This window comes from Microbacterium sp. NPDC097977, assembly GCF_040302605.1.
Taxonomy (GTDB): domain Bacteria; phylum Actinomycetota; class Actinomycetes; order Actinomycetales; family Microbacteriaceae; genus Microbacterium.
Map to the genome: position 1 here is coordinate 50,144 of NZ_JBEOUR010000011.1, position 14,360 is coordinate 64,503.

General features: G+C 71.0%; 11 protein-coding genes. 6 read left to right on the top strand and 5 right to left on the bottom strand.

The genetic code is table 11. The features are described from left to right. Positions 1 to 250: 250 nt before the first annotated feature. From ABTZ43_RS04720 to ABTZ43_RS04735, 4 genes are read left to right on the top strand one after another with little or no spacing between them, the layout of a single operon-like run. Positions 251 to 2,482, top strand: coding sequence for a sigma-70 family RNA polymerase sigma factor (locus tag ABTZ43_RS04720; protein WP_350537983.1), 2,232 nt, complete (start codon positions 251 to 253; stop codon positions 2,480 to 2,482). Between the two features lie 29 nt (positions 2,483 to 2,511). After that, entirely contained in the window at positions 2,512 to 2,883 is a 372-nt protein-coding gene (locus ABTZ43_RS04725; protein WP_056412044.1) for a YrdB family protein, read from the top strand. Further along, positions 2,880 to 4,244 (top strand): FAD-binding oxidoreductase, encoded by a 1,365-nt coding sequence (locus ABTZ43_RS04730; RefSeq protein WP_350537984.1) that lies wholly within the window; start codon positions 2,880 to 2,882, stop codon positions 4,242 to 4,244. The genes ABTZ43_RS04725 and ABTZ43_RS04730 overlap by 4 nt, the downstream gene beginning before the upstream one ends. Continuing rightward, the gene (locus ABTZ43_RS04735) at positions 4,237 to 4,644 is read left to right on the top strand and encodes an NUDIX hydrolase (protein ID WP_350537985.1); all 408 of its coding nucleotides are present in this window, start codon (positions 4,237 to 4,239) and stop codon (positions 4,642 to 4,644) included. The genes ABTZ43_RS04730 and ABTZ43_RS04735 overlap by 8 nt, the downstream gene beginning before the upstream one ends. A gap of 12 nt (positions 4,645 to 4,656) precedes the next feature. Here ABTZ43_RS04735 and ABTZ43_RS04740 read toward each other — a convergent pair whose 3' ends face one another. The 5 genes from ABTZ43_RS04740 to ABTZ43_RS04760 form a co-directional block, all read right to left on the bottom strand. Continuing rightward, positions 4,657 to 5,436, bottom strand: a complete 780-nt coding sequence (locus ABTZ43_RS04740; RefSeq protein WP_056412056.1) for a glucosamine-6-phosphate deaminase — start codon at positions 5,434 to 5,436, stop codon at positions 4,657 to 4,659. Further along, the gene (locus ABTZ43_RS04745) at positions 5,429 to 6,394 is read right to left on the bottom strand and encodes an ROK family protein (protein WP_350537986.1); all 966 of its coding nucleotides are present in this window, start codon (positions 6,392 to 6,394) and stop codon (positions 5,429 to 5,431) included. Before ABTZ43_RS04745 ends, ABTZ43_RS04740 begins: the two co-directional genes overlap by 8 nt. A gap of 40 nt (positions 6,395 to 6,434) precedes the next feature. Next, positions 6,435 to 7,622 carry an ROK family transcriptional regulator gene (locus tag ABTZ43_RS04750; RefSeq protein WP_056412062.1) on the bottom strand — a complete coding sequence of 396 codons (1,188 nt, stop codon included), beginning with the start codon at positions 7,620 to 7,622 and terminating at the stop codon, positions 6,435 to 6,437. A gap of 79 nt (positions 7,623 to 7,701) precedes the next feature. After that, positions 7,702 to 10,989 (bottom strand): family 20 glycosylhydrolase, encoded by a 3,288-nt coding sequence (locus tag ABTZ43_RS04755; protein WP_350537987.1) that lies wholly within the window; start codon positions 10,987 to 10,989, stop codon positions 7,702 to 7,704. After that, complete coding sequence (locus ABTZ43_RS04760) at positions 10,980 to 12,200, bottom strand: type III PLP-dependent enzyme domain-containing protein (protein ID WP_350537988.1); 1,221 nt, start codon at positions 12,198 to 12,200, stop codon at positions 10,980 to 10,982. Before ABTZ43_RS04760 ends, ABTZ43_RS04755 begins: the two co-directional genes overlap by 10 nt. 25 nt (positions 12,201 to 12,225) lie before the next feature. Here ABTZ43_RS04760 and ABTZ43_RS04765 point away from each other — a divergent pair, with 25 nt between their 5' ends. Further along, positions 12,226 to 12,633 (top strand): RidA family protein, encoded by a 408-nt coding sequence (locus ABTZ43_RS04765; protein WP_350537989.1) that lies wholly within the window; start codon positions 12,226 to 12,228, stop codon positions 12,631 to 12,633. Positions 12,634 to 12,725: 92 nt separating this feature from the next. After that, positions 12,726 to 14,225: a L,D-transpeptidase family protein gene (locus tag ABTZ43_RS04770; protein ID WP_502885324.1), complete on the top strand. Its 1,500-nt coding sequence runs from the start codon at positions 12,726 to 12,728 to the stop codon at positions 14,223 to 14,225. Positions 14,226 to 14,360: the final 135 nt, after the last annotated feature.

A 14,360-nucleotide genomic window follows, 5' to 3' on the forward strand; every position in this document is an offset into this window, starting at 1 on the left:
GATGAGACGACGACCACCGCGATTCATTACGCGAGTTCTCAGTTTTTTTTTCACGCGAATCACGCGCAGTTCGGACTTATCCGTCATCACCTGGGCTTTTGTCAAGGAGCACGCCAGCGGATCTTTTTCAGATGTGGGGTGACATGCCCGGGGGTTTGGCGAGAGAATGGAGAAGGCGCGTGATGAAAACGGGGTTCACGCGTCTCTTCATGTGGGGACGACTTCACGTGCTCCACGACAGATGGATGACATGGATCAGGACAACACTTCGCACGACGAGGGGATCGCTGACGCGGATCTCGTGCTGCGCACGCGGTCGGGCGATGCAGAGGCGTTCGCCGAGCTGTGGCGACGCCACTATCCCTCGGGCATGTCCGTCGCGCGGTCGATCACCTCGTCGATCGATCCCGACGACCTCGTGCAGGAGTCCTACACCCGCATCTACCAGGCCATCATCAGAGGCGGCGGACCGAACGGCTCCTTCCGCGCCTATCTCTTCACCAGCATCCGCAACACCGCCGCCGCCTGGGGGCGCGCACGCCGCGATCACGCGATCGACGAGCTCGATGCGGTGGCCGATCCCGACAGCACCGACCAGGCGGCCAACGAGGCCCTCGACCGCAGCCTGACCGCTCAGGCTTTCCGCAGCCTCCCCTCCCGCTGGCAGGAGGTGCTCTGGTACACGGAGATCGAGCAGATGAAGCCGCAGGAGACCGCGGCTCTTCTGGGCATGAAGGCCGGCGCTGTCTCCCAGCTCGCATTCCGTGCCCGTGAAGGACTCCGCGAGGCCTGGATCCAGGCGCACCTGCGCAGCGCCGCGGCCGGCTCCGACTGCCAGTGGACCATCGAGCACCTGGGCGCCTATTCCCGGGGCAATCTGAGCACTCGCGATCGCAAGCGCCTCGAGCTGCACCTGGACGAGTGCGCCCGCTGCATGATCGTCGCCGCCGAGGCCAAGGATGTGTCGAAGCGCCTCGCGCTCGTCCTCCTGCCACTCGTGCTCGGCATCGCAGGATCAGCCGGCTACCTCGCGTCTCTCCAGGGTGCAGGCACCCCCATCGTCGCGCTGGCGGCCATGCCGTCGACGGTGACCGAAGGCGCCGTCGTCGTCGCCGCGGGTGGCGCGGCCGCCGCCGGAGCGGGCGCCGGCACTGCGGGAGGCGCAGGGCACGCGGGAGCGTCGGGAGCGGGAGCGTCCGGCGGATCTGCGGGCACAGCGACCAGCGGAGGACTGCTCAGCGGAGTGGGTGCCCTGGTCGGAGCCGCCTCAGCGGCCCTGGTGGTCGCGGGCGTCGTCGTCGCCGCGACCATCATCCCCGGCCTCGCCGGAGCGAATCCCACAGCGTCACTGCCCTACGCGGGCGACGGCGACTCGTCCATCAGCGCCGATGTCGGCCCCGACGACGCCATGGCCGAGGATCGCACGCTGCTCGTCGAAGAAGAGGAAGCGCCCGAGACACCGCCGGTCGAAGCGCCGGTGACGCCCGATCCCGGTGAGGCGACCACTCCTGAGACACCCGCCGCACCCTCGACGCCCGAGCCGCCGGTGGTCACTCCCCCGACGCTCGATCCCGATCCGCCCACGGATCCGCACCCCCCCACGGATCCCGAGGATCCGACCGGCCCCGAAGACCCGACCGACCCGGAGCCCCCGACGACCCCGGAGAACCCGGAGAACCCGACCAACCCGGAGAACCCGACCAACCCGGAGAACCCGACCAACCCGGAGAACCCGACCAACCCGGAAAACCCGACCAACCCGGAGAACCCGACCAACCCGGAGAACCCGACCGAACCGGAAAACCCGACCGAACCGGAGAACCCGACCGAACCGGAGAACCCGACCGAGCCCGAGAACCCGACCGAGCCGCAGCTGCCGGCCGGTGGTCCCGAGGTCTCCGATGTGGGAATCTCGCTCGTGGGAACGGTCACGCACTACTCCGTATCGCTCACCGGTGCGCCGGGTGCCACCGTCGATGCACTCCTGAACGGAAGCACCGGAGGCAGCGGGTTCACCGTGCTCGAGGCCGGCGAGGCCGATCTCGGCTACGGCGTCATCGACCTTCGTCCGACGCTGTCGCAGCTCTGCACCAACGCGACCGTCAACTTCTTCTACACCACCGGGACGGAGACGGGCCCGGCGCTCAGCACGACGCTGTGGGACCTCTACGAGGCCTCCGACCTCTACCAGGGTGTCGACTTCCGCGAGAACCCGCTGTTCACCCTCGTATGCCTGTTCGCGACCGACCCGGAGACCGAGCAGCCGGTCACCGAGGAACCGGTCACCGAAGAGCCCGTCACCGAAGAACCCGTCACCGAAGAACCCGTCACCGAAGAACCCGTCACCGAAGAACCGGTCACCGAAGAGCCCGCGCCGACCGACACCACCCCGGAGGATACGACCACCCCGGGCCCCGTCACCGAGCCGACCCCCGACACCGCCGACGACGCTGCGGACGGGGTCGTCGTCCCCGCACTCTGAGGCTCGTCGGCGGCGAATAGACTGGGGTCATGCCTCAGGATTCGGCCTCCGTGCCCGGCGTCGACCGCCCGAACATCGCCCCTCTCGACATCGTTCGCTCGATCGTCCTGGTCGTCTCCGTCGGCACCCTCGCGCTGTGGGGTTTCGCCACGTGGCCGCTGCCGTGGAACGTCATCCTCGGCATCGGCGCCCCGCTCGTCGTCCTGCTGGTGTGGGCGCTGTTCCTGTCTCCGCGCCCCCTGCTGCGCCTGCACCCGTTCCTCCGCGCCGCCGTGGAACTGCTCATCTACGTCGGCGTGACCATCGCCTGGTGGCTGATGGACCAGCCGGTGGTCGGCATCGCGTTCGCGGTCGTCGCCATCGGTGCGGGGCTCGTGAGCGGCCGGCGCCGCATCGCATGAACGTCGTCGATCAGCTCACCGCCGAGCTCGGCATCCTCGTCGACACGGATCCCGACGTCCTCGATCAGGCCCGCGCGGACCATTCGGGCCATGCCGCACCCGGCACACCGCTCGCGGTCGTCCACGCCGAGACCGTCGCGCACGTGCAGGCCGTCCTGCGCATCGCGACCGCGACGCGCACCCCTGTCGTCGTGCGCGGCGCAGGCACCGGACTCGCCGGTGCCGCCAACGGCGGCGACGGCGAGATCGTGCTCTCCACCCGCCGGATGACCGCGATCCGCGAGATCCGGGCGGACGACCTGCTCGCGGTGGTCGAGCCGGGCATCCTCAACGCCGACCTCAACGACGTCCTCGCCGAGCACGGACTGTGGTGGGCGCCCGATCCCGCGAGCCGTGCGATCTCGACCGTCGGCGGCAACATCGCGACCGGTGCGGGCGGCCTGCTCTGCGCCAAGTACGGTGTCGTGCGCGACGCCGTGCTCGCACTCGACCTCGTGCTCGCCGACGGCCGTCTGCTGCACCTCGGGCACCGGAGCGTGAAGGGGGTCACCGGTCTCGACCTGACCTCTCTCGTCATCGGCTCCGAGGGCACGCTCGGTGTCGTCGTCGGAGCGACGCTGAAGCTCCGTCGCCTGGTCGAAGGCACCACGTGCACGGTCACGGCGACCTTCCCCGACGTGCGCTCCGCCGCCGCGGCCTCGGCCGCCGTCACCGCCTCCGGCATCCAGCCGGCGATCATGGAGCTGATGGATGCCGGGAGCCTCGCCGCGGTCGCCGCGCTGCTCGATCTGCCCCTGCCGGCCGCGGGCAGCGCCCAGCTGACGATTCAGACCGACGGACCCGCATCCGTGGTCGAGGCGACGACGATCGCCGCGATCCTCGAGTCGCACGACGGCGTGACCCTGGTCTCGCACGACCGTGAAGAGGGCGAGAAGCTGCTGGCGATACGCCGCGCCATGCATCCCGCGATGTCCGCCCTCGGCACGACCCTCATCGAGGACGTCTCCGTGCCCCGCAGCGCGATGCCGGCGATGTTCGACGAGATCGCGCGCATCGAGCAGAAGTACGGCATGTCGATCCCGACCGTGGCCCACGCGGGAGACGGCAACCTGCACCCGAACTTCATCTTCGAGGGCGCCGAGCCCCCGGCGGAGGTGTGGGCTGCGGCCGACGAGCTGTTCCGTGCGGCCATCGCACTCGGCGGCACCCTCACCGGCGAGCACGGCATCGGAACGCTGAAGAGTCGATGGCTCGCCGACGAGCTCGGTGACGACCAGTGGGAGCTGCAGCGTCGCATCACGCAGGTGTTCGACCCCCTCGGCATCCTCAACCCCGGCAAGGTGTTCACCCCTCGTGCCTGACATCAGGGTCAGTGCCGCGGTGATCGTCGACGACGCCGGACGGGTGCTCGTCGTCCGCAAGCACGGCACGACCCGCTTCATGCAGCCGGGCGGCAAGCCTGAGCCCGGCGAGACCGCCGCGCAGACCCTGATCCGCGAGCTGCACGAAGAGCTCGGGATCGAGCTCGTCGAGGCCGACCTCTCCCCCCTCGGCACCTTCGTGTCCGAGGCGGCCAACGAGCCGGGCCACCGGGTTATCGCGGATGCCTTCGCCGTGACCGTGCCGATCACCGACGTCGTCGTGCAGGCCGAGCTCGCCGAGCTCCGCTGGATCACCCCGGCCGACGCCGAGTCCCTGCCGCTCGCGCCCTTGAGCACCGAGCACCTGCTGCCGCTCGCGTGGCCGACTGCCGGGCGCTGAGCCCTCGACGGGTCAGATGCCCTGCCAGCTCGGCTTGTTCGCGAAGGTGTAACGGTAGTAGTCCGAGAGCGTGAGACGCGAGGCCGCGGCCTCGTCGACCACGACGGTGGCGTGCGGATGCAGCTGGATCGCCGACCCGGGGAGGATGGCCGAGAGCGGTCCCTCGACGGCATCCGCCACCGCCTGCGCCTTGCCCTCGCCGAAGGCGAGGAGCACCAGGTGCCGGGCGCGGAGGATCGTGCCGAGCCCCTGCGTGATGCAGTGCATGGGCACGTCGTCGATCGAGTCGAAGAAGCGGGCGTTGTCCTCGCGCGTCTGCGCGGTCAGCGTCTTCACGCGGGTCCGTGACGCGAACGACGAACCGGGTTCGTTGAAGCCGATGTGTCCGTCGGTGCCGATCCCGAGGATCTGCAGGTCGACACCGCCCGCGGCATCGATGGCCGCCTCGTAGTCCGCCCCCGCGTGCCGGATGGTCGCCTGCGCGCCGTCGGGCACGTGGATGCGACGCGGATCGAGCCCGAGGGGCTCCACGACGTCGCGGGTGATCACCGACCGGTAGCTCTCGGGATGCGCGGGGTCGAGCCCGACGTACTCGTCGAGGGCGAAGCCACGCACCCGGGAGACGTCACGGCCGGCGAGCCTGGAGCGCAGCGCCTGGTAGACCGGCAGCGGGGTCGACCCCGTCGCGAGTCCGAGCACGGCATCGGGACGCGCGTCGATGAGGTCGACGATCTCGGCGGCGACCAGCGCGCCGGCAGCCTCGGGGTTCTCGACGATGACGACTTCAGCCATGGGTCACGATCTCCTTGAGGGGGGTGGAGGCGCCGACGAGCGCCGCGCCGAAGGCCGCCGCGGGAGACCCCGCGGGGAGCAGTTCGATCCTGTCGTCCAGGTGCAGGGAGCGCATGAACGACGACGCCTCCGCTCCGGCCTGCAGCGCGGTGCGGACACCCGACAGGAGTCGGTCGCCGAGTGCGGTGAGCCCGCCCCCGATGATCACCCGCTCCACATCGGCCGAGAGCACCAGCGCCCGCACGGCTGCGGCAGCGCCGTTGAACAGATCCGCGCGCAGCGCACGCGCTCTGACGTCGCCGCGTTCCGCCGCGTCCAGGATGTCGAGCACGGGCAGCGCACCGGGCACCGCCCAGGCGCGCGCCAGGGCACCGCCGCCGCACAGCGTCTCGATGCATCCGCGCTGGCCGCAGCTGCAGAGCCGTCCGTTCGGGTCGACGGACAGGTGACCGACCTCGCCGGCGGTCCCCCGCGAGCCGCGCCAGATCACACCGTCGACGACGATGCCTGCCGCGACACCGGTGCCGAGGTTCAGGAAGGCCATCGACCCGTCGATCTGCCGCAGAGCGGCAGCGCCCAACGCCGCGGCCTTCACGTCGTTCTCGACGCGAACCGGCACCCGCAGGCGGTCGGCGACGCGGTCTGCGAGGTCGAGCGACTCCACGCCGAGGTTCACGGCGTGCAGTACTCGTCCGGTGGCGACGTCGACGAGACCGGGGATGCCGATGCCCACCGACGAGACCGCAGCGGCGTCGATGCCGGCCTCGGCGGCGAGCGCGGTCACCGCGGCCGCGATGTTCTCGACCACGGCCTCCGCGCCCCATCCGGTCGGCCGTCGGAGGCGTGCGCGGACGTCGCCGTCGGGTGCCACCGCGACCGCGTCGATCTTCGTCCCGCCGACATCCAGGCCCACTCGAAGACGCCGACCCTCGAGGTCGACGGCGATCGCCTCCGTCATCGGATGGCGCTCCGGCGCGCAGTCGTGTCTCCTGCGCCGCTCACGAGACGCCCAGCTGGCTGGAGAGCACCATGACGGCCGCGCCGCGGAGCACGATGTCGTCCTGCGCCGTGCGGCGGATGAGCGCGTCCTCGAAGACGCCCTCGAGCGTGCGAGCGTGCAGGGTCTCGACCGCGGCATCGATCAGCACGCCGTCGAGGAGGTCTTCAGGGCCCGAGAGCACGACCTCCGAGAGGTCCAGCACGGCGACGATCGGAGCGATCGCGATGCCCATGCGGGTTCCCGCGTCGCGCAGGATCTCGTCCCGCGACTGCGGCTCGGCAGCGATCGCCGGACGCAGCCTGGTCTCGCTGAGCCAGGCCTCGAGGCATCCGTCCTTGCCGCACGCGCACCGGGGGCCCCCGTCGGTGCCGACCACGACGTGGCCGATCTCGCCCGCCGCGAAGCGGCTGCCCAGGAGCGGCTGGCTGCCGGTGATCACGCCGGCCCCGACGCCTCGACCGATCTTGATCAGCATGAAGTCGGCCTTCGCCTCACCGAACGTGTACTCGGCGAGCACGGCCGCATTGGCGTCGTTGCGCACGAGTACGGGCAGGCCGAGATCGATGCCGAGCTTGCCCTCGAGCGGAAGATCGGTCCAGCCCAGATTGGGCGAGCTGAGCACCACACCGTCCGGTCGCACGACGCCGGGGGTGCCGATGCCGACACCGAGGATGGGGTGGGTGGCGGTCTCGGCGAGTGCCCTGGCGAGCTGGAGCGTCGCGGCGTAGGCGGCCTCGCCGTCGGCGCTCTCCGGCCGCGGCACCTCGCGGCGTTCCAGGATGTCGCCGTCGAGACTCAGCAGTGCGCCGACGAACGCCTGGGGACCTGACAGATCGATTCCGATGATCTGATGCCCGACCCGGTCGATGTCGATGAGGATCGGCGGCTTGCCGGGACCGACCGTCTCTCGGACGCCCATCTCGATCACGATGCCGTCGGCGATGAACTCGGCGACCAGGTCGGAGATGGTCACCCTGGTCAGCCCGGTCTCGCGCGAGAGGTCGGCGCGGCTCATCGCACCGGAGTGGTACAGGGTCTGCAGCACCAGCGCGCGGTTGTGCCCCCGCGCGTGCTCCGGGAGCACCTTCGCCCGCGAGCGCAGATGGCGCCCCGGGCCGAAGGCGTGGAGGCTTGCACCGACGTAGTCTGGTGACGTCGATGGAGGCGTGGCATCCGATACGGACATGTTTGTTAGTAGACCTTACGAACAAAAATTGTGCAAGTCCTGCCCCGAATAGCACAGGCAGGGTTACGGAAACGTTACATTATGCCGAGAGTGATGTCCCGGACCCCGCGGACGACTCCGACAACCGGGCCACGAGCGCCTCGACGATCTCCTCCCGCGCCTGTCGCGTGAGCGGTTTGCCCGGCACGCCCGGACGCCGCTGCGACGGCGCCGGACCGTCGAGAGGACGATACCCCACCCCCGCATGCGCGAGCCGCCTCAGGTGCACCGGCAGGCGGCGTGCGAAGTCCTCGAAGGGCGGGGGCTCACCCCCGTCCCACAGTCGCTCGGCGATCGCGCTGAGGCGCGGGAACATCGCGAAGTCGAGCCGGTCGCTCGTCGGCAGATGCTCGGTCCAGACGTTGGCCTGCCCGCCGATCGCCCCCTCGTCGATGCGGAGCGCGTACGTCTGCTCGATCGGCAGCGGCGGTCCGACCCGGATCGGCTCCTCGGGCGACTCCGACTGCGGGTAGTCGAGGTACATCTGCAGATCCGGACACGCGATGACCGGCAGTCCGCGGCGCACCGCCTCGCGCAGGGCGACGGGACCGCGCCAGGCCAGGATCGTCACCTCCTGCGGCACATCGCCCTCGAGCACCTCGTCCCAGGCCAGCGCGGTGCGCCCGCGACGTCGCACGTGCTCGACGACGTGCGAGGTGAACCACGGCTGCACCTCCCGCACCGTCGCGAGCCCGAGCTCGCGCATCCGCTCCGCCGCGGCCGCACTCGCCGCCCACTCGGTCACCGGGACCTCGTCGCCACCGATCCCGATCCAGGGCGAGTCGAAGAGATCGCACAGCGCATCGATCGCCGCTCGCCCGAAGGCGAGTGCCTCGTCGGTCGGCGCGAGGGTGCGCGGATTCACCCCGAACCGCTGCCAGGGCCCGGTCGCGACCTCGGCGGCGTCGGTGTTGCCGAGCTGCGGGTACGCGGCGAGCGCCGCCTGAACGTGACCCGGCAGCTCGACCTCGGGCACGATCGTCACGAAGCGCTCGGCGGCGTAGGCGACGAGGCCGCGCAGCTCGGCATCCGTGTAGTGCCCCTCGTGCACTCCTGCCTCGACCGTGGCCAGCGGACCGTGGCCCCGCTGCGTCCCGTCACGGCGCGCCCCCACCCGAGTCAGCCGGGGGTAGCCCGGCACCTCGAAGCGCCAGCCCTGGTCGTCGGTGAGATGCAGGTGCAGGACCGAGAGGTGGTGGTCGGCGAGCAGGTCGATCAGGCGCCGCACGTCCTCGGGAGGACGGAAGTGCCTGGCGACGTCGAGCATCACGCCTCTCCAGGCATGGCCGGGGGCGCCCTGCCAGATGCCGGCGGGGATGCGTGCGCGCTCCACACCCGGCTCGCGCAGCTGGAGCAGGGCGGTCACACCGCGGAACACGCCTTGCGGGCTCGCGCCTCGCACGTCGATCGTCGTCGCCGACACCGCGATCCGGAAGGCCTCCACACCGATCCGCCCGTGCGCGAAGGGCTCGGCAGCGAGCGATTCGTCGATGCTCAGGACGATCGCGGGGTCGGCTCCCGATGCGGACGCGGGGTCGGCACCGGAGCGATCGCTCCGACTCTCCGGCGCCCCGAGCCGCGACGCGCTCGCCGCGAGGTCCTGTGGCGCGAGCACGGGGGTGCGAGCCGTCCACTCGAACGGCGGGGAGGCGGGATCCACCGACACGAGCACCTCCGGCACCGTGGCGCGATGCGGCGGCGGCGTGCGGCGCAGCGCACGGCCGGGGGCCGCACCCGTCACGGCACCACGGAGCACGACGGGAACGCCCGCGACCAGCACCTCGACGATCCCGACGGGCGGCTCGAGAGGCGCGTCGAACGTCGCGCCGGCGCCGATGGCGGCGGGGTCGAACAGCACCAGGTCCGCGGTGGCCCCCTCGCGTATCGCTCCGCGGGGAGCGTCGCCGCGGTCGAGGCCCAGCCGTGCGGCCGGGGTGCCGGCCAGATGCCGCACCCCCTCCTCGAGGGTGAGCACGCCGAGCTCGCGGACGTAGTGCCCGAGGTAGCGCGCGAACGTCCCCCGGCCGCGCGGGTGCGGCCTCGCTCCGACGAGGATCCCGTCGGAGCCGCCGCAGTGGCGCGGATGGCGCATGATCGTCCGGACGTTCTCCTCGTCGCCCACGTGCATCAGGATTCCCGTGGCGCCGCGGTCGGCGAGGATCGTGTCGAGCACGACGTCGATGGCGGGCCTTCCCGACGAGGCCGCGATCTCGGCGATGGAGCGGCCGACGAGGCCGGTCAGGTGCGGATCCGAGACACCGGATATCTGGATCGCGTCCCAGTCGGCCCGTTCGCCGTGGAAGCCGTCGGAGCCGACGTCCTCGAGCTCGATGCGCACGGCCTCGCGGCCTGCGCCGTCGAGCGCGGCGATGGCGCCGAGCAGGTCGCCGCTCTCGGCGAGTCTGCTAGGAAGGAGCGCCGCCAGGGTCGTGGCACCCGGGAGGTAGGGGTACGTGTCGAGGGTGACGTCGACGCCGTCGCCGGATGCCGCGTCGACCAGGGCGAGCAGTTCCGCCGCGCGCCCCCTGTTCGGTGCGAAGTTCATCGTCGCGTGCGTCAGGTGGATCGGGCATCCGGTGCGGCGGCCGATGTCGAGCACCTCCCGGTAGGCGTCGAGGGCCGCTCCCCCGTAGCTGCGGGTATGGGGCGCCCAGTATCCGCCGCGCTCGGCGACCACCCGACAGAGCGCCTCGAGTTCCGCGGTGTCGGCGTACATGCCAGGGGTGTAGGTCAGGCCGCTCGACATCCCGAAGGCACCGGCGTCCATCGCCGCCCCGAGGATCGTGGACATCTCGTCGATCTCGGCGTCGGTGGCCGGCCGGTTCTCGTGGCCGACGACCATCATCCGCAGGTTGCCCTGCGGCACGAGCACGGCCGCATTCGCGACGGCGGCCCGATCGATCGCCGTGAGGAGGTCCTCCATCGAGCGCCACGGCGCCTCGTCCGGCATCCCGTTCCATCCGGCGATCTGCGCGGGGATGACCGCCGCCGTCGCGTCATCGAGCGGCGCGTAGCCCAACCCGTCCTGGCCGAGCACCTCCGTGGTGACTCCCTGCAGGATCTTCGCGTCGTGGGCCGCCCCCTGCAGCACCGCGAGCTCGCTGTGCGCGTGCATGTCGATGAATCCGGGAGCGAGCACGAGACCCGCGGCCTCGACCTCGACGGCGTCGTCCGGCAGCTGCAGCCGCCGGGGGTCGCCTGCTCCGATGACGGCGACGATGCGGGATCCCTCGACGGCCACGTCGGCGACGAACCGGTCGCCCCCGGTGCCGTCGACGACCGTCGCCGCCCGGTACACCCTGACCGGCTTCTCGCTGCTCAGAAGCACGTCGCCACCGCCCCGACGACGCGCGGGTCGTCGGCATCGGGGTCGTCGATGACCGCCACGACGCGCCACTTGTCGAAGGCGGTGCACGGGTGCGACAGTCCGAGACGCACGACGTCTCCGGGGGCCGCCGACGCGGTCTCCGCGAGGTGGAGGAAGGCGTGCTGATCGTTGAGGGCCGTGATCTCGCCGCCGATGGACTGCGGGATCGGCAGACCGAGATCGAACGGCACATCGCGACGCCCCGCATCGAGGAGCGCGAGGCCCGGCTCCGGCTGCGAGACGACGCGCGACCAGGCGTGCATCGCCGACCGCAGCGGAGCGGTCGAGGTGAGCGGCCCACCGAACGGCGACATCCGCGAGTAGAAGCCGTCGTCATGGATCTGGAACGCCCCGGACCTCAGCACGATGTCCGCATCGGCCCGATGCGGAGCGAGGATCGCGGCGGCACGATCGGGGAAGGCGCTGCCACCGGCGCTCAGCACCGGACGGACGCCCTCCGGGTACGCGAGACGCCGGTGCAGGGCCACGAGGGTCTCGAGGTACGCGTCGACCGCCTCGACCGACGCGGCACTGCGGTCGGGTCCGAACGGCCCCTCGTATCCGGTCACCCCGGCGAGGCGCAGGCCCGGAGCGTCGAGGATCGCCTCGGCGATGCGTTCGCCGTCTGCGAGGCTGCGCGCGCCTGTGCGCCCGCCCGCACCGCCGAGTTCGACGAGCACGTCGAGGGGCCGAGGGGCGTCGGAGAGAGCCTCGGCCAGGATGCCCACGGTCGTCGGCGAGTCGGCCCAGCACAGGATGCGCAGGCCGGGGTCCTCGGCGAGCAGCTCGCCGAGGTGGCGGGCCGCCGCGCCATCGGTCACGGCGTTCGCGATGAGCACGGTGCGCACTCCGGCCGCGATCGCGACCTCGGCCTGCCACGCCGTCGCGACCGAGATCCCCCACGCGCCCGCATCGAGCAGACGCTGCCAGAGAGCCGGCGCCATCGTTGTCTTCCCGTGCGGCGCCAGCAGCACCCCCTGCTCGGCCGCCCAGCCGAACACCGTCGTCTCGTTGTGCGCGAGCGCGGCCTCGTGCACCGTCAGGATCGGAGTGGTCAGATCGGAGAGGTGCAGATCCGCAGCCGCGATCTCGGAGAGACGGAGGCCCGCGGTTCGCGCGGAGAAGCCCTTCGCCCACGTGCCGAGAACAGGATCCGGAATTTGTAGAGGCATCTAACAAGGCTACTAGGGTGGAGGTATGACCGCGAAGATCCGCATCTCGACCGACGCCGCCCCCGCTCCCGCCCACACGTTCTCGCAGGGCGTGCGGAAAGGGCCGATCGTGCAGGTCTCGGGACAGGGTCCCGTCGATCCGCAGACCGGCGACTACCTGTTCCCCGGCGACGTGGCCGCACAGACCACTCGCACCCTCGAGAACGTCAAGGCGATCGTCGAGGCATCGGGAGCGACCTTCGACGACGTCGTGATGCTGCGCGTGTATCTCACCTCGCGCGAGGACTTCCCGATCATGAACGAGGCGTACGGCGCGTTCGTCAGCGCCCACACCACCGGCGACGTCCTGCCCGCGCGCACGACGGTGTTCACCGGACTCCCCCGCGAGGAGATGCTCGTCGAGATCGACGGACTCGCGGTCGTCTCCGACTGAGAGAGTCCCGGCCGGCCCCACGGACCGTTGCCTCCCCGTTACCTGCGATCGCGTAGCATATCAGTGAGGACACACGAGAAAACCGGGGGGTGATGTTCGTGACCGATCTGATCTCAGCTCAGGATGCGAAGACCGAGAAGCTGAACGAGACGACGGATGCCGTCGTCGCACAGGATTCCGACGCGCCCACCGCCGCCCTTCCGCCGCAGAGCGGTGACCCCGAGGTCGCCTGGGCTCCCATCGAGCCCGCGCCCAAGAAGAAGCGTCTCGGCCTGTGGATCGGGCTGGGCGCAGGAGCGGTCGTCCTCGCCGCGGGCGCCGCGTCGATGATCCTCATCGCTCCGGGAACCACCGTCGCCGGCATCCCCGTCGGCTGGCTCACGCCCGGCGCGGCCGCCGACGCGATCGACGCGCACGTCGCCGAGACCGAGGTCACGCTCACCGGAGCAGGCGACGACGTCGTGCTCACCGGGGCCGACCTCGGCGCCTCGATCGATGCCGGGGCACTCGCCGACAAGGCGTTCGCGGAGCATCCGCTCTGGAATCTCGGGGCATGGATGGGCGACCCCATCGCGGGCGAGATCACCCTCGACCCCTCGACCGCGGACTCCGCGTTGCGCTCGGCCGTCCCCGCCAGCTACGAGGATCCGACCGATGCTGGCGTGGTCTTCGACGCGGCCACCGCCGCCTACACGGTCACTCCGTCGGTCTCCGGAACGGCCGTCGACATCGACGGTCTCACCGCCGCCATCGTCGACACCGTCGCCGACGGCGGCAAGAGCCTCGAGTTCTCCGGCGCGCCCGTCGAGGCGGCGGCCGCCGTCACCGACGACGACGCGACGACGCTGACGACCTCGCTGAACGGGATGCTCGGCACGATCGGCTTCTACGTCGGCGAAGAGCGCACGGTGCCCGTCGACCCCGCCACCGCCGCGAGCTGGTTCTCGGTCGTCGACGACGACGGGTCCCTCCGTGTGGTCGCCGACGAGGCGGTCATCCAGACCACGATCGATTCCCTCGCCGGCGCCGTCGACCGCGCGCCCGTCACCGCGACCAACATCGTGAATTCCTCGGGCGAGGTGCTCCGCACCGAGACCGCGGGCGTCAACGGCCGTGCGCTGGGCGACACCTCGAACCTCGCGTCCGAGGTCGCCGACAAGCTCGAAGCCGCCGACGGCGTCGTCCCGCTCGCGGTCACCGAGACGCCGTTCGAGTCGGTCAACCTCGTTCGCAAGATCGACGTCGACCTCGGATCCCAGACCGCGACGCTCATCGAGAACGGCGCGGTCGTGCGCTCCTGGGCGATCTCGTCCGGCAAGGCCGCCACGCCCACCGACACCGGCAACTTCACGGTCTACGCGCACGTGCGCATGCAGACGATGAAGAGCCGCGAGCCCGACGGCTCGATCACCGAGACGCCGAACGTGCCGTGGGTCACGTACTTCAACGGCGACGAGGGCTTCCACGGCACCTACTGGCACAACGCCTTCGGCTCGCCCCGCAGCCACGGCTGCGTGAACATGCCGATCGATGTCGCCAAGTTCGTCTACGAGTGGTCGCCCGTCGGCCTCGAGGTGTCGGTCCACAACTGATCACCGCCGCCTCCTCGGTTCCGCCTGCGGCCCGAGAAGGAAAGGCGAAGGGGGGCGGGTGGGCGGGGCAGCCGCCCCCCCGAACGTGTGGGGGGTGAGGTAAAAGCGGCGAAACAAACCGAGAGCGGGGCCGCC

Excerpts from the sequence above, each read along its gene's own strand:
- ABTZ43_RS04750 (WP_056412062.1), bottom strand. The coding sequence starts at position 7,622 with ATGTCCGTATCGGATGCCACGCCTCCATCGACGTCACCAGACTACGTC.
- ABTZ43_RS04720 (WP_350537983.1), top strand. The coding sequence starts at position 251 with ATGGATCAGGACAACACTTCGCACGACGAGGGGATCGCTGACGCGGAT.
- ABTZ43_RS04725 (WP_056412044.1), top strand. The coding sequence starts at position 2,512 with ATGCCTCAGGATTCGGCCTCCGTGCCCGGCGTCGACCGCCCGAACATC.
- ABTZ43_RS04745 (WP_350537986.1), bottom strand. The coding sequence starts at position 6,394 with ATGACGGAGGCGATCGCCGTCGACCTCGAGGGTCGGCGTCTTCGAGTG.
- ABTZ43_RS04740 (WP_056412056.1), bottom strand. The coding sequence starts at position 5,436 with ATGGCTGAAGTCGTCATCGTCGAGAACCCCGAGGCTGCCGGCGCGCTG.
- ABTZ43_RS04765 (WP_350537989.1), top strand. The coding sequence starts at position 12,226 with ATGACCGCGAAGATCCGCATCTCGACCGACGCCGCCCCCGCTCCCGCC.
- ABTZ43_RS04760 (WP_350537988.1), bottom strand. The coding sequence starts at position 12,200 with ATGCCTCTACAAATTCCGGATCCTGTTCTCGGCACGTGGGCGAAGGGC.
- ABTZ43_RS04770 (WP_502885324.1), top strand. The coding sequence starts at position 12,726 with ATGTTCGTGACCGATCTGATCTCAGCTCAGGATGCGAAGACCGAGAAG.
- ABTZ43_RS04730 (WP_350537984.1), top strand. The coding sequence starts at position 2,880 with ATGAACGTCGTCGATCAGCTCACCGCCGAGCTCGGCATCCTCGTCGAC.